At 75.3% G+C, this 14,227-nt stretch carries 13 protein-coding genes and 1 riboswitch; of the genes, 1 reads left to right on the top strand and 12 read right to left on the bottom strand.

All coding sequences use genetic code 11. The features are described from left to right. Positions 1-72 precede the first annotated feature (72 nt). From ACH4OW_RS36595 to ACH4OW_RS36585, 3 genes are all read right to left on the bottom strand, one after another. Complete coding sequence (locus ACH4OW_RS36595; protein WP_398032732.1) at positions 73-1,053, bottom strand: bile acid:sodium symporter family protein; 981 nt, start codon at positions 1,051-1,053, stop codon at positions 73-75. A gap of 74 nt (positions 1,054-1,127) precedes the next feature. Beyond that, positions 1,128-2,210: an Rv2231c family pyridoxal phosphate-dependent protein CobC gene (gene cobC / locus ACH4OW_RS36590; RefSeq protein WP_398032788.1), complete on the bottom strand. Its 1,083-nt coding sequence runs from the start codon at positions 2,208-2,210 to the stop codon at positions 1,128-1,130. Positions 2,211-2,262: 52 nt separating this feature from the next. Further along, positions 2,263-2,685 carry a cobalamin biosynthesis protein gene (locus tag ACH4OW_RS36585; protein ID WP_398032729.1) on the bottom strand — a complete coding sequence of 141 codons (423 nt, stop codon included), beginning with the start codon at positions 2,683-2,685 and terminating at the stop codon, positions 2,263-2,265. Between the two features lie 92 nt (positions 2,686-2,777). Here ACH4OW_RS36585 and ACH4OW_RS36580 point away from each other — a divergent pair, with 92 nt between their 5' ends. After that, positions 2,778-3,503, top strand: coding sequence for a ZIP family metal transporter (locus tag ACH4OW_RS36580; RefSeq protein WP_360126072.1), 726 nt, complete (start codon positions 2,778-2,780; stop codon positions 3,501-3,503). Positions 3,504-3,553: 50 nt separating this feature from the next. Here the strand turns inward: ACH4OW_RS36580 and ACH4OW_RS36575 are convergent, their stop codons facing one another. The 9 genes from ACH4OW_RS36575 to ACH4OW_RS36535 all read right to left on the bottom strand — a co-directional run bounded on the left by ACH4OW_RS36575 (position 3,554) and on the right by ACH4OW_RS36535 (position 14,000). Then, the gene (locus ACH4OW_RS36575; RefSeq protein ID WP_398032727.1) at positions 3,554-4,195 is read right to left on the bottom strand and encodes a VOC family protein; all 642 of its coding nucleotides are present in this window, start codon (positions 4,193-4,195) and stop codon (positions 3,554-3,556) included. Further along, positions 4,188-5,585 (bottom strand): cobyrinate a,c-diamide synthase, encoded by a 1,398-nt coding sequence (locus tag ACH4OW_RS36570; protein ID WP_398032724.1) that lies wholly within the window; start codon positions 5,583-5,585, stop codon positions 4,188-4,190. The genes ACH4OW_RS36575 and ACH4OW_RS36570 overlap by 8 nt, the downstream gene beginning before the upstream one ends. Before the next feature lie 55 nt (positions 5,586-5,640). Further along, positions 5,641-6,240 (bottom strand): cob(I)yrinic acid a,c-diamide adenosyltransferase, encoded by a 600-nt coding sequence (cobO, locus tag ACH4OW_RS36565; protein ID WP_398032721.1) that lies wholly within the window; start codon positions 6,238-6,240, stop codon positions 5,641-5,643. Beyond that, positions 6,240-8,372, bottom strand: coding sequence for a putative cobaltochelatase (locus ACH4OW_RS36560; RefSeq protein ID WP_398032719.1), 2,133 nt, complete (start codon positions 8,370-8,372; stop codon positions 6,240-6,242). The genes cobO and ACH4OW_RS36560 overlap by 1 nt, the downstream gene beginning before the upstream one ends. Next, entirely contained in the window at positions 8,372-9,991 is a 1,620-nt protein-coding gene (locus ACH4OW_RS36555; RefSeq protein ID WP_398032717.1) for a cobyric acid synthase, read from the bottom strand. Before ACH4OW_RS36555 ends, ACH4OW_RS36560 begins: the two co-directional genes overlap by 1 nt. Before the next feature lie 31 nt (positions 9,992-10,022). Further along, positions 10,023-10,994, bottom strand: a complete 972-nt coding sequence (locus ACH4OW_RS36550) for a cobalamin biosynthesis protein (protein ID WP_398032715.1) — start codon at positions 10,992-10,994, stop codon at positions 10,023-10,025. A gap of 130 nt (positions 10,995-11,124) precedes the next feature. Then, positions 11,125-11,275, bottom strand: a riboswitch (cobalamin riboswitch). A 173-nt stretch (positions 11,276-11,448) separates the two neighbouring features. Next, complete coding sequence (locus tag ACH4OW_RS36545) at positions 11,449-11,685, bottom strand: hypothetical protein (protein WP_360140317.1); 237 nt, start codon at positions 11,683-11,685, stop codon at positions 11,449-11,451. Positions 11,686-11,723: 38 nt separating this feature from the next. Then, entirely contained in the window at positions 11,724-13,064 is a 1,341-nt protein-coding gene (locus tag ACH4OW_RS36540) for an inorganic phosphate transporter (protein WP_398032714.1), read from the bottom strand. A gap of 147 nt (positions 13,065-13,211) precedes the next feature. Beyond that, entirely contained in the window at positions 13,212-14,000 is a 789-nt protein-coding gene (locus tag ACH4OW_RS36535; RefSeq protein ID WP_398032712.1) for a lysozyme, read from the bottom strand. Positions 14,001-14,227 lie beyond the last annotated feature (227 nt).

The raw sequence follows: 14,227 nt of genomic DNA, 5'->3' as shown, positions 1-14,227 counted from the left end.
TACGGGCGGGAGGGGGCGGGCCGTAGGACGGAGTCTGGAGGTCCGGTCCCGTGTCCGGGTACGAGGGGGCGGCTACCGTTCGCGGCGCGGACCTCGTGCCATCCACGCGGCCACCACCGCACCCGAGATGTTGTGCCACACGGAGAAGACCGCTGCCGGCAGCGCCGCCGTCGGGCTGAAGTGGGCGGTGGCCAGGGACGCCGCGAGGCCGGAGTTCTGCATGCCGACCTCGAAGGCCATCGCCCGCCCGGCCGGCTTGCCGAGGCGGGCCAGGCGGCCGGCCGCGTAACCGAGTGCCAGGCCCAGCCCGTTGTGCAGAACGACGGCGAGGATCACCAGCGCCGCAGCGTCCTTGATGCGCGCGGCACTGCCGGACACCACGACGAGCACGATGGCCGAGATGGTCACGGCGGACAGCCACGGCAGGGCGGGGAGCGCCCGGTCGATCCAGCGGCCTGCCACGAGCCGGACCACCAGGCCGCCGATCACCGGCAGCAGCACCGTCTTGAGGATGTCGGTCACCATGACCCCGGCGTCCACGTCCAGGAACTGCCCGGCGAGAAGGAGGGTCAGCGGCGGGGTGATCAGCGGGGCGAGCACCGTGGAGACGGTGGCGACCGAGACGGACAGTGCGACGTCGCCGCGGGCCAGGTACGTCACGACGTTGGACGCGGTGCCGCTGGGCGCGCAGCCGACCAGGATGACGCCGGCGGCGAGCTGCGGGGGCAGGTGGAGGGCGGTGGCGATCAACCAGCCCAGCCCGGGCATGATCACGTAATGGGCGACCAGGCCCAGGCCCACCGCCCAGGGGCGCTTGGCGACCGCCGCGAAGTCGGGCGGTGTCAGGGTCAGGCCCATCGAGAACATCACGACGCCGAGCAGCCACGGGACGGCGGGTGCCCAGCCGGTGAACGGCGCGGGCCACAGCAGCCCGACCGCGCCGGCCGCGAGTACCAGCAGGGGGAAGACGGTGACGGCCCGCCGCGCCGCGCGGTCGGAGGCGGGCAGGTCACCTGCGGGCGCGGGGCGCTGGTCCAGCTGTTCGGTCGGCACGGCGGCACCTTAGCGCCGGGCTGCGTGTACGGGACAACGGGTTCCGGATGGTGGACGGCGGCCGGGCGCGGGTGTCAGCCCGTCAGGGCCTTTTCCAGGGCCTCAGCGAAGCGGTCCGTCGTCGCCCGGTCCCGTACGGCCAGCCGCAGCCACCCGGGGCCCAGCCCCGGGAACGTGTCGCCGCGGCGGACCGCGAAGCCGAGCGCGCGCAGCCGGGTGCGGACGGCCGCCGCGTCCGGCAGCCGGATCAGGACGAACGGCCCGTCGGCGGGTGTCATCGCGTGCACCTGGTGGCCGTCGGGTCCGCGGACCTCGGCCAGCCGGGCCAGCAGGTGGTCGCGGTCCGCCGCGATCTGCCGGGCCGCCTGCGCCGCCTCCGCCAGCGCGGACGGCTCGCAGCATGCCTCGGCCGCGGCCAGCGCGGGGGCGGAGACGGGCCACAGCGGCTGCGCCCGCTCCAGGTCCGCGATGGTCTCCGGGGCGGCCAGTACGTAACCGATCCGCAGGCCCGCCAGGCCCCAGGTCTTGGTCAGGCTGCGCAGGACGACGAGTCCCGGCAGGTCCGTACGGGATGCCAGCGACGCGTGCTCGCCGGGGACCGCGTCCATGAACGCCTCGTCCACGACCAGGGTGCGCCCGGGGCGGGCCAGCCGCGCGATGTCCTCTGCGGGGTGGAGGACGGAGGTGGGGTTGGTCGGGTTGCCGACGATGACGAGGTCGGCGGCCTCGGGGACTTCGGCCGGGGTCAGGCGGAAGCCGTTCCGTTCGGTGAGCACCACCCGTTCCACCGGGTGACCCGCGTCGCGCAGCGCCGCCTCGGGCTCGGTGAACTGCGGGTGCACGACGGCCGGGCGCCGGGCCCGTACCGCGCGGGCGATCAGCACGAACGCCTCCGCCGCGCCCGCCGTCAGCAGCACCCGTTCCGGGGGAAGCCCGTGCCGTGCCGCCACCGCCCGGCGCGCCGGGCGCCCGTCCGGGTAGGCGGCGAGCCCGTCCAGGGAGGCGGCGATGCGGGCCTTGAGCCAGGCCGGTGGCGTACCGGTGCGCACGTTGACGGCGAGGTCGGTCAGTGCGGCGTCCGCGCCGCGCACCTCGGCGTCCCCGTGGTGGCGCAGGTCCGGCTCGTACGGGCCGGGGCCGGAACCGGAACCGGGTATGCCGGGGGGAGTGGCGGGCTGCGGGGTGGGCACGAGATCTCCTTGGTGCATATCAATCATGGGCGCGGGGGCGGCGCCGGGCCACGGCACAGGTGGCCCGCGCGCCCTGCGCGGACTTGCGTTTGCCGACGACGAGCTCGGCGGCCCCCGCGCCGGGGCCCCCGCCCGCCGCGGTCAGCGCGGCGGCCTCCGCCACGCTCGGCGTGCCGGCGGCGGCCAGCGGCGCCGCCGACGGGTGCGGTACGGGCACGGCGGCCAGTACCGCGGCCGGGTACGCCAGCAGCGGCACGCGGAGCCGGGCCGCTGCCTCGGCCACCCCCGGCTCGGCGGCCTTGGTGTCCACGGTCGCCAGCGCGGTGACCGCGCACGGGGCCAGCCTGGCGGAGGCGAGGCTGTCCGCGACGAGCGCCAGTATCTCGGCCGCCGTGACGCCCCGGCGCGCACCGATGCCGACGACGACCTGTGCCGTACTCACCGCCGCGGTCCTCGGGCCTGGACATGCGGGATGCCCGGCCGGTCAGTAAGCAGGAGTGGGGGGCGGCTGATGCTTGGGGAAGGGGTGAGACCGTGCCGGTGGCCATCGCGCTGGGCGCGTTCCTGATGACCCTGTTCGGCGGCTGGGTCGCACACCGCGTCACCGACCGCAGGCATCTGGTCCTGGGGCTGGCCGGTGGTCTGATGCTGGGCGTCGTCGGCCTCGACCTGCTGCCCGAGGCGCTGGAAGCGGCGGGTGAGGAGGTTTACGGCGTGCCGGCCGCGCTGCTCTGTTTCGTTCTGGGGTTTCTCGCCGCGCACGCGGTGGAGCGGCTGCTCGCCGTCCGCAAGGCGGCGCACGGCATGGACCCGGACGAACGGGTTCCGCAGGTCGGCCTGACGGCGGCCGCCGCGATGGTGGTGCACAGCGTCATGGACGGCTTCGCGATCGGCCTGGCCTACCAGGTCGGCCGGGAGATGGCGGTGGCGGTGGCGCTCGCCGTCATCGCCCACGACTTCGCGGACGGCTTCAACACGTACACGATCACCAGCCTGTACGGGAACGCCCGCAACCGGGCGCTGATCATGCTGGGCGCGGACGCGCTCGCCCCGCTGGCGGGTGCCGCCTCCACGCTGCTGTTCACCCTTCCGGAGCATTGGCTCGGGATTTACCTGGGCTTCTTCGGCGGCGTGCTGCTCTACCTGGCGACCTCCGACATCCTGCCCGAGGCGCATCACGACCATCCCGCGCTGTCCACCCTGCTGTGCACGATGGCGGGCGTGGCGTTCATCTGGCTGGTGGTCGGTCTCGCGGGCTGAACCGGTGCGCGAACCGGTGCGCCGGGCGTGCCCGGAACCGGACACGGCAGTCACGGCGCGCCGGCTCCCACCCCGACGGAGACCGGCCCGTTGCGCCCGTCCAGCACGGCCGTCAGCCCCGGCTCGTCCCCCGCCTCGACGGTCAGCGTGGCGCCCAGGGCGCCCAGCTCGGCGCGGATCGTCGCGGGATCGGGGTGCGTCCCCGTGAAGGAGCGCAGGGGGACGACGGGCAGCTCACCGGCGGCCGGGTGCGGGGTGTCGCCCCAGTCCAGCAGGAACGGCACCAGCCCGCCGCCGGTGCGCGGCGGCGTCAGCGTCCAGGAGAGCGTGCCGCCGTCCGGCGTCCTGCGGCACATCGCCACCGGCTCGCCCGGGTCGTAGCCCAGCACGCGGGCCCGCGCGACGTGCCCGGCGATGCCGCGTACCCGGACCGCCCAGTGGGCCAGCCGGGGCCCGGTCAGGACGTCGATGCCGAACCAGCGCGGGGCCTCCGGCGCCGGCTGCCCGGGGTCCGGGCCGATGATCTCCAGGTAGGCGCCGTCCCCGAGCCCCAGCAGCACGTTGCGGGTGCCCCGGCCCGGATGGCCGCCGCCCGGCACGGGGCGGACGCCGGTCAGCGCCGCGACCTGGGCGGCGGTCTGCTCCAAATCGGGCGTGGCGAGGACCAGGTGGTCCAGGACGGCGTCAGCCACAGAGGGTCTCCAGCGGCGGGCGGGCGGCGGCGTTGCGGGTCAGGCGGCGGGCCAGCGACGGTTCGGCCGCCCAGTGGACGTGCAGGTACGAGGCGTGCACCCCGTCTTGTACGTGGCCCTCCACCCGGCGCGCGGGGTGGGTCATGCCCCAGGCGGGGGACGTGCCCGCGCCCGGTTCCAGCACCGTACGGTGGAACTCGTGGCCGCGCACCCTGGTTCCGGCCACCGCCAGCGCGTTGTCCTCCAGCGCCACCGCCTCCCGGTAGCCCAGCGTGAGCCGCTGCGACATCCGCGCGTCGGCGGGCAGCACCCCGCACATCGGCTTGCCGTCCAGGGACCGGGACAGGTACAGCAGCCCGGCGCACTCGGCGACGAGCGGCGCCCCGGAGGCGGCCAGCGCCACCACGGCCCGGCGCAGCGGCGCGTTCGCCGACAGCTCGGGCGCGTACACCTCGGGGAAGCCGCCGCCGATCACCAGCGCCTGCGTGCCGGACGGCAGCCGTTCGTCCCGCAGGGGGTCGAAGACGGCCACCTCGGCGCCGGCGGCCGCCAGCAGCTCGGCGTGCTCGGCGTAGGAGAACGTGAAGGCGGCGCCGCCCGCGACGGCCACCACGGGCTTGCCGGGCACCGCCGCCGCGCCCTCGGCCCCCTGCGCGACGGCCCGCGCCGGGTCCCAGGCCGTGCCGGGCAGCTCCGGCGCGCTGTGCGCCAGCGCCAGCAGCGCCTTGAGGTCGCAGCCCTCGCGGACCTGCGCGGCCTGCGCCCGTACGGACTCCAGCGCCTCGGCCTGCCGCTCGGCGACCGGGACCAGGCCCAGATGCCGCGACGGCGTCTGCATCTGCGGCGCCCGGCGGAGCGCGCCGAGCACCGGCACGCCCGACTCGTCCAGCGCCGCGCGCAGCAGCTCCTCGTGCCGGTCCGAGCCGACCTTGTTCAGGATCACCCCGGCCAGCCGCACTTCGGGGTCCCAGGACGCGAAGCCGTGCACCAGCGCCGCCACCGACCTGGACTGCGCCGAGGCGTCGACGACGAGTACCACGGGCGCCCGCAGCAGTTTGGCGACCTGCGCGGTGGACGCCAGCTCGCCGAGCCCGGAGGCGCCGTCGTACAGCCCCATCACGCCCTCGACGACCGCCAGGTCGGCGCTGGCCGCCCCGTGCAGGAACAGCGGCGCGACCTGGTCGGTGCCGCAGAGGTACGCGTCCAGGTTGCGGCCGGGGCGGCCGGTCGCCAGGGCGTGGTAGCCGGGGTCGATGTAGTCGGGGCCCACCTTGTGCGGGGAGACCGTGAGCCCGGCCTCGGTGAAGGCCGCCATCAGGCCGGTGGCGACGGTCGTCTTGCCGCTGCCCGAGGCGGGCGCGGCGATGACGAGCCGGGGGATGGTGCTCACGGTCTCGCTGCTCCTGGTCCTGCCGTTCTCGGTGGTGTGGTGCCCGGCCGCGCCGTCACCACTCGATGCCCCGCTGGCCCTTCTGGCCCGCGTCCATCGGGTGCTTGACCTTGGTCATGTCGGTCACCAGGTCCGCGAAGTCGCACAGCTCGTGCGGCGCGTTGCGGCCCGTGACGACGACGTGCTGGGTGCCGGGGCGGTCGCGCAGGACGGAGACGACCTCGGCGGTGTCCACCCACCCCCAGTGCATCGGGTAGGCGAACTCGTCGAGCACGTACAGCTTGTACGTCTCGGCGGCCAGGTCCCGCTTGACCTGCTCCCAGCCCTCGCGGGCCGCCTCCTCGTTGCTGAACTGCGAGTCGCGCTGGACCCACGACCAGCCCTCGCCCATCTTGTGCCAGGCGACCGTGCCGCCCTCGCCGGAGTCGCCGAGTACCCGCAGCGCCCGCTCCTCGCCCACTTTCCACTTCGCCGACTTCACGAACTGGAACACACCGACCGGCCAGCCCTGGTTCCAGGCTCGCATGGCCAGCCCGAAGGCGGCGGTGGACTTGCCCTTGCCGAGTCCGGTGTGGACGAAGACCAGCGGGCGGTTGCGCCGCTGGCGTGTGGTGAGCCCGTCGTCCGGTACGACGGACGGCTGTCCCTGTGGCATTAAGCGGCCCTCCGGTGAGTGTGGTTGGTGCCCTGTCCGCGTACGTCGCGGACGAGCGCGGAGACGCTGTCCGCGCGCAGCTCGTCGAGGGTGACGGCGGTGCCCTGGAGGTCCCGGGCCAGCTCGCCGGCCAGCCCCAGCCGTACCGGCCCCGCCTCGCAGTCCACGACCACCGAGGCGACGCCCTCGGCGCCCAGCAGCCGCGCCGCGCGGGACGTGCGCACCAGCGGCTCGGGGCCGCCGGTGGAGCGCCCGTCGGTGACGACCACCAGCAGCGGCCGGCGGGAGGCGTCCCGCAGCCGTTCCACCCGCAGCACCTCGTGGGCCTTGAGCAGGCCCGCGGACAGCGGTGTCCGGCCGCCGGTGGGCAGCGACTCCAGCCGGGCCGCGCCCGCCTCCACCGACGAGGTGGGCGGCAGCGCCAGCTCGGCCTGGGAGCCGCGGAAAGTGATCATGCCGATCTTGTCGCGCCGCTGGTACGCGTCGAGCAGCAGCGACAGCACCGCGCCCTTGACCGCGCTCATCCGCTTGCGCGCCGCCATCGAGCCGGACGCGTCCACGACGAACAGCACGAGGTTGCCCTCGCGGCCCTCGCGCACCGCCTCGCGCAGGTCGTCGCGGCGGACGACCAGCCCGGGGCCGCGGCGCCCGCGCGCCACCTGGTGCGGCGCGGCGGCCTGCACGGTCGCGGCCAGGTGCAGCTTGGTCAGGGTGCCCTGCGGGCGCCGGGCGCCGGTGGTGCGGCCGTGCGCCGTACGGGCCCGCGACCGGCGGCCGTCCGCGCCCTCGCCGAGTCCCGGCACGTCCAGCCGCCGCGTACGGAACGGCTCGCCCGCGCCGACGGCGGCCGTCTCGCCGCCGTCACCGGGGGCGCCTTCGCCGGTGCCCTCGGACTGTGCCTTCGGCTCGGCGGGGGCCGGGTCCTGTTCGGGGGCCTGCGGCTGCTCGGGCAGCTGCGGCTGGTCGTGTGGTGCCTGGTCGTGCGGTGCCTGGGCGTCCTCGCCCTGCGGGCCGTCGGTGCCGCCGTCGCCGTCCTGCGGCGGCTGCCCGCCGCCCGGCCCGTCGGGACCGCCCTCCGGACCGCCGTCGGGGTCCGGCTCCGGGTCGTCGTCCTCGTCCGCGCCGAACTCCTCCAGCGTCCGGTCGAGTTTCTCCTCGTCCAGGCCGGGGGCGTCGAACGGGTTGCGGCGGCGCCGGTGGGGGAGCGCCAGCAGGGCGGCCTGCCGTACGTCCTCCTCGCGGACGTCCGTACGGCCCGCCCAGGCGGCCAGCGCGCAGGCGGTGCGCGCCATCACGATGTCGGCGCGCATGCCGTCCACCTCGAACGCGGCGCAGACGGCGGCGATCTGCCGCAGCACCGCGTCCCCGAGGACGACGTCCGGCAGCAGCGCCCGCGCGGCGGCGATCCGCTCACGCAGTCCGCCCTCCTCGGCGGCCCAGCGCGCGGCGAAGCCCGCCGGGTCCGCGTCGTAGGCCAGGCGGCGCCGGACGACCTCGACCCGCTGGTCCGGCTCGCGGGAGGCGGCGACCTCCACGGTCAGGCCGAAGCGGTCCAGCAACTGCGGGCGCAGTTCGCCTTCTTCGGGGTTCATGGTGCCGACGAGCAGGAAGCGCGCCGCGTGCCGTACGGAGACGCCCTCGCGTTCCACGTACGAGGCGCCCATGGCGGCCGCGTCCAGCAGCAGGTCCACGAGGTGGTCGTGCAGGAGGTTGACCTCGTCGACGTACAGGATGCCGCGGTGCGCGTCCGCCAGCAGGCCGGGCTCGAAGGCTTTCACGCCCTCCGACAGGGCCCGCTCGATGTCCAGCGCGCCGACGAGGCGGTCCTCGGAGGCGCCGACGGGGAGTTCGACCATACGGGCCGGGCGGTCCTCCGCGCCGGCCGCCTCGTGCGGACCGTCCGGGCAGGCCGGGTCCGGCGCGGCCGGGTCGCAGGAGAAGCGGCACCCGGTGACGACGGGGACGTCCGGCATCAGCGCCGTCAGACCGCGCACGATCGTGGACTTCGCGGTGCCCTTCTCGCCGCGGACCAGCACCCCGCCGATGGCCGGCGAGATGGCGTTGAGCAGCAGGCTCAACCGCATGTCGGACATGCCGACGACCGCGGTGAACGGGTAAGGGACCGATGCCATTAAGGAGTACCCCCTTCGAGGGACGTGCGGTGTGCGGGTGCGGGGGAGGCCGCGCCGGGTGCGGCCGGGGTGCGGGGCGGTGGCGGTATCGGCGGCGCCCCCGGCGGCACGAAGGGCAGCCCCGCCGGGACCCCGTCCTCGATCAGCCGCAGCAGCGCGTCGGTGTCCGCGTGCTCCTCGATCAGGTCGCCCAGCTTGTCGAGCTGCTCCTCGCGCAGCGCGGCGAAGCTGGTGTCCGGCGCCGGGACGAACGCGCGGCCCGCGTCGGCGGCCACCCGCCGCAGGAACGCCCGCCGGAAGCCGTCGCTCTCCAGGGAGCCGTGCCAGTGGGTGCCCCAGACCGATCCGGACCGGCAGCCGTCCAGGAAGGGCTGCCCGCCGGTGACCTCGGCCACGCCGTGGTGGATCTCGTATCCCTCGACCGGCTCGCCCAGCGCCTCGCCGGACGGCCTGGCCAGGGTCTTGTCCGCGGCGAACCGTACGCGTACGGGCAGCAGGCCCAGCCCGTCCACGGTGCCGGCCTTGGACTCGACCTCGTCCTCGATGCGCTCGCCGAGCATCTGGAAGCCGCCGCAGATGCCGAGCACCGGGCGCCCTTCGGCCGCGCGCCGCCGCACCGCGTCGGCGATGCCGCGCTCGCGCAGCCACTGGAGCGCGCGGACGGTGCCGCGGGTGCCGGGCAGCACGACGAGGTCGGCGTCGGCCAGTTCCTCGGGGCGGTCCACGAAGCGCACCACGACGCCCGGTTCGGCGGCGAGCGCGTCCACGTCGGTGAAGTTCGACATCAGCGGTACGGCGGCGACGGCGACCCGCAGCACGTCGGCGCCGTGCGGCGGCGCCACCACGCTCTCGCGGACCGCGCCGCGCAGCGACACCCGGAGGCCGTCCTCCTCGTCGATGCCCAGGCCGTGCGCGAACGGCAGCACCCCGAGGGTGGGCCGTCCCGTCAGGCTTCTCAGCATGTCCAGACCCGGTTCCAGCAGCGTCACATCGCCCCGGAACTTGTTGACCAGGTAGCCCGCGACCAGCGCCTGGTCCTCCTGGGACAGCAGCGCCGTGGTGCCGAAGAACGACGCGAACACGCCGCCCCTGTCGATGTCGCCGACCACCACGACCGGGATGCGGGCGGCCCGCGCGATGCCCATGTTCACGATGTCGGTACGCCGCAGGTTGATCTCCGCGGGGCTGCCGGCGCCCTCGCAGATCACCGCGTCGTGCGTACGGCGCAGTTCCCGGAGGCAGTCGGTGACCGTGCCGAGCAGCTGCTCCTGACGCCCGGCGTGGTAGCCGCGCGCGCTCAGTTCGCCCACCGGCTTGCCCATCAGGACGACCTGGCTGCTGCGGTCACTGCCTGGCTTCAACAACACCGGGTTCATCAGCGCGCTCGGCTCGACGCGCGCCGCCGCGGCCTGCATGGCCTGCGCCCGCCCGATCTCCGCGCCCTCGCGCGTCACGAACGAGTTCAGCGACATGTTCTGCGCCTTGAAGGGCGCCACCTTGACACCCTTGCGGGCCAGCCAGCGGCAGATGCCCGCCGTGACCACGCTCTTGCCCGCGTCGGACGTGGTGCCCGCCACCAGCAGCCCGCCGCCGAGCGGTGCTTGACCCGGTCCGTTCACGTGGCGCTCCTCGCCGTCCGCACGTTGCTGCTCACTTGGCCCTCCCGGCCGTACGGGCCCGCCGTACGGCCCCCACCGCGCACCGGCCCGCGACCGTGGCCGCCAGCGCCAGCGCGCTCACCCGGCGCGACAGCGTGACGGCCCGCTCGATGTCCGGTACCGCTACGGGGCGCCCGGCGGCGCCGTTCATCACCGGCCGGTGCTCGACCCGGCCGCCGTATGCCAGGGTGCCCCCCAGCCGTACGCCCAGCGCCCCCGCGAACGCCGCTTCCACCGGACCCGCGTTGGGGCTCGGGTGCGACGGGCCGTCCTGCCGCCAGGCACGCCACGCGCCCCGCCGGTCGGGTCCCGCGAGGACCGCCAGCGCGGCGGTCAGCCGGGCACCGGGGAAACCGGCCACGTCGTCGAGCCGGGCCGAGGCCCAGCCGAAGCGGTGGTAGCGCGGCGACTTGTGCCCCACCATCGCGTCCAAAGTGTTGACGGCGCGGAACGCCAGCAGCCCCGGCACACCGGCGACCGCACCCCAGACCAGGGCGCCGACCACCGCGTCCGAGGTGTTCTCGGCGACGGACTCCACCACGGCGCGCGCCATCTGCTGCCCGTCCAGGGCCTGCGGGTCGCGCCCGCACAGGTGCGGCAGCCGCTCCCGCGCCACGTCGAGGTCGCCCACGGCGAGCGCGCCGCCGACGGCCCGCGCTTCGCGGCCCAGCGAGGTGCCGCCCAGGACGGACCAAGTGGCGGCGGCGGTCAGCGCTACGGAGGCGGCGGGGGAGCGGCGTACGGCACGGGTGAGGAGCGCGGCGCCCGCGGCGGTCCCCCCGGCGCACAGCGCGGTGTGCAGGGCCCCGCGCCCGCGGTCGTCACGCCACAGCCGGCGTTCCACGGCGGCCGCGGCCCGCCCGAAGGCGGCCACCGGGTGACCGCGCCGGGGATCGCCCGCGACCAGGTCGCCGAGGAAGCCGAGGGCCGCGCCGCACGCGTAGCCGGCGTGTTCGGCACGCATCGGATCAGACCGCCGTCGCGCCTCGGAGGGACGGTACGGGGGAAGGCACAGAAGATCGCGAACTGCGGCCGGGCATGGCGGTAGGTCCTCACTCAGGGTCCGCGCCCTGGTTCGACGGGTACGGCGACAAGAGTCTCCTGGCTCCCCGGATCGGCGCTTCCCCCGGCCTTCCAGTCCGTACGGGAACCTCTCGGCTGCGACGCGGACCGTGGCCCTTGGTGGAGGGGCGCTCCCCGGTGACAGTGGCGGGACCGCGCCGGATTCTCACCGGACTTCCTCATCTGTCGCCGAATGGCTCCGGCAGTCCACCACGCTCCGCGAGAGCCCGTCAACTCGCGCTTGACCTGCGGCGCGGGGCGGTGGCGACGCTGTGTCCCAGGACACAGCGAAGGGCGCCCGGCGCCGCGGCGGAAAGGCCGCGGCACCGGGCGCCCCGAGTGCGGTGCTTGCCGGGTCAGGCGGCGACGATCAGATAGATGCCGTACGCCACGGCCGCCGCGCACAGCGCGAAGCAGGCGTACGCCCCGGCCCGCGCCGCCCCGCCGGAGCCGCCGGCGGTCGCCGCCGCGCCCTCCTGCTGCGGCTTGCGGGACGTGCCGACGATGCCCAGGGTGAACAGGCCGACGATGCCGACCGTCACCACGAGCGTGACGCCGAAGACCTGGCCCAGAGCTGCCCAGTCGATGCTCATTCGCGTTCTCGTTCCTTGGTGGGTGCCGTGCGGCCGGGTCAGCCGGCCGCCGAGCCGGCCTTGGCGCGGCGCTGGGCGTGGGTCTCGTGCGGGTGGGCGGCCACCGGGGCCGCGATCACCGGCGCGGCGCCGACCGGGTCCGCGAGCGGCGCGTCGGCCATCGCGGGCGCGGGGACCGCGGTGACGGCCATCGCGGGCGCGGACACGACCGGCCCGGCGGGCGGCGGGGCGACGGCCTGCAGCGCGGCGGTGACGACGCCCGCCGGCTCCGCGGCCGGGCCCTCGTTGACGTTGGTGTGGTCCACCGGCTTGCGCCGGGAGGCCGCCCAGATCGCGCCGCACACGGCGAGCCCGAGGACCGCCACGGTCGCGATGCCCCAGTCGCCCTGCTCCGCCAGGAACGCGGCGCCCGCCGCGACCAGGCCGGCGGCCGGCAGCGTCAGGCCCCAGGCGACGACCATCCGGCCCGCCGTGGACCAGCGCACCACGCCGCCCTTGCGGCCCAGGCCGGAGCCCATGACCGAGCCCGAGCAGACCTGGGTGGTGGAGAGCGCGAAGCCGAGGTGGGAGGAGGCCAGGATGGTGGCGGCCGCGCCGGTCTGGGCGGCGAAGCCCTGCGGCGGCTGGATGTCGGTGATGCCCTTGCCCATCGTGCGGATGATGCGCCAGCCGCCGAGGTAGGTGCCGAGCGCGATGGCCACACCGGCCGAGGCGATGACCCACAGCGGCGGGTCGGCGTGCGGGGCGACCACGCCGCCGGTGATCAGCGCGAGGGTGATCACGCCCATCGTCTTCTGCGCGTCGTTGGTGCCGTGCGCGAGGGAGACCAGCGCGGCGGAGGCGATCTGCCCGGCGCGGTAGCCCTTGGCGGTGTCCTCCTCGGCGCGGTTGCGGGCCAGCCGGTAGGTCAGCCGGGTCGCGGCCAGCGCGGCCAGGCCGGCCACGACCGGCGCGGCGACGGCCGGGATGAGGACCTTCATGACCACGGCGTCGGCGTGCACGCCGCTGGTGCCAACGGACACCAGGGTCGCGCCGATCAGGCCGCCGAAGAGGGCGTGCGAGGAGCTGGAGGGGAGTCCGGCCAGCCAGGTGACCAGGTTCCAGACGATGGCGCCGACCAGCCCCGCGAAGATCACTTCTGGTCTGATGCCGGCGGTCTCGTCGATGATCCCGCCGGAGATGGTCTTGGCGACCTCCACGGACAGGAACGCGCCGACCAGATTGAGGACCGCCGACATCGCCACCGCGGTCCTGGGCTTGAGTGCCCCGGTGGAAATGGTGGTGGCCATGGCGTTGGCCGTGTCGTGGAAGCCGTTCGTAAAGTCGAACACCAAGGCCGTGACGATCACGATCCCGATGAGAAGCGTGATGTGTTCCATTCACCCAGGCAATCAGTTCGATGGGCAGTGACGCTCGGGACCGTACGGACGACGGGTGAACGGAAGGTGAACTGGGACGGGCGCCGCGGTGACGCCCCCGGAGGGGTCGCGCGAAGGCGCCCGTCCCGTCCCTCGGGCATCAGCCGTTCAGCCCCGGGCGAAGCGCCTGAGCTGCGCGGCCGTGCCGTTCCACGTGTTCTGGTCGCCGGGCAGCGCCCCGGACCCGGCGCGCTGCCGGATGCTCGGGTACGCCCAGCCGGCGGGGAGCTTGCCCGGCGTGCCGTGCCAGTGGGCCAGCCACAGCGGGTGAGTGGCGGCGAACGCCCGGCTGCCGCCGGTGCAGCCGTTCCACCACCGGGCCGTCGTGTAGATCACCGGCCGCCGCCCCGTCTGCCGCAGCACCTCGTTGCTGAACGCCTTGATCCACCGGACCAGCGCGGTGCCGCTCATCCCGTAGCAGGCGTGCTCCCGGTCGTACGGATTGTGCTCGATGTCGAGCGCCGGCGGCAGCGTCCGGCCGTCCGCCCTCCACCCGCCGCCGCTGCGCAGGAAGTGCCGGGCTTGCGCGCGCCCTGAGGACGCGTTCGGCACACCGAAGTGGTACGCGCCGCGCAGCAGGCCCGCCTTGCGCGCGCCGCGGTACTGCCGCGGGAAGTACGGGTTGCGGTACCAGGTCGACTCGGTGGCCTTGACGTACACGAACCGGCCGCCCTTCGCCCGTACGTCCCGCCAGTTGACGTTCCCCTGGTGCGAGGAGACGTCGTGCCCGGCGGGCTTGACCGCGGCGGAGGCGGCGGGCGCCGCGGGCAGGGCGGTGCACAGGGTGCCGGCGAGTGTGCCCAGGACGAGGGCTCCGGCGGCCAGCCGGCGGCGTGACCGGCGGGGCGGGCTGGCCGGGCGCTGTGCGGCAGAAGGGCGGTTGCGGTCACGGGCCATGATTCCCCCCGGATCTCCCCAGGACGGCGACGTGCAAGACGGCTGATGGCGACGTGCAGGTCAGCGGGTGGTGGCGACGTGCATGACAACGATCCGAACAAGCTCCCGAAGGCTACCGGGAGATCCGCACAAGCCGGTCGAAGCTCGGTCAATCCCGTCAGCACGCCGCCGATACCGACATGGCGGATACCGGAGCACGAGGGTCCGCCCCACGGCCCCGCTCCCGG

This window comes from Streptomyces sp. NPDC017056 (genome assembly GCF_044332485.1).
Taxonomy (GTDB): Bacteria; Actinomycetota; Actinomycetes; order Streptomycetales; family Streptomycetaceae; genus Streptomyces.
The sequence above is the reverse complement of the archived record's forward strand: the minus strand, read 5'-3'. Positions and strand labels throughout refer to the sequence as shown.

Excerpts from the sequence above, each read along its gene's own strand:
- cobO (WP_398032721.1), bottom strand. The coding sequence starts at position 6,240 with ATGCCACAGGGACAGCCGTCCGTCGTACCGGACGACGGGCTCACCACA.
- ACH4OW_RS36560 (WP_398032719.1), bottom strand. The coding sequence starts at position 8,372 with ATGGCATCGGTCCCTTACCCGTTCACCGCGGTCGTCGGCATGTCCGAC.
- ACH4OW_RS36550 (WP_398032715.1), bottom strand. The coding sequence starts at position 10,994 with ATGCGTGCCGAACACGCCGGCTACGCGTGCGGCGCGGCCCTCGGCTTC.
- ACH4OW_RS36545 (WP_360140317.1), bottom strand. The coding sequence starts at position 11,685 with ATGAGCATCGACTGGGCAGCTCTGGGCCAGGTCTTCGGCGTCACGCTC.
- ACH4OW_RS36540 (WP_398032714.1), bottom strand. The coding sequence starts at position 13,064 with ATGGAACACATCACGCTTCTCATCGGGATCGTGATCGTCACGGCCTTG.
- ACH4OW_RS36535 (WP_398032712.1), bottom strand. The coding sequence starts at position 14,000 with ATGGCCCGTGACCGCAACCGCCCTTCTGCCGCACAGCGCCCGGCCAGC.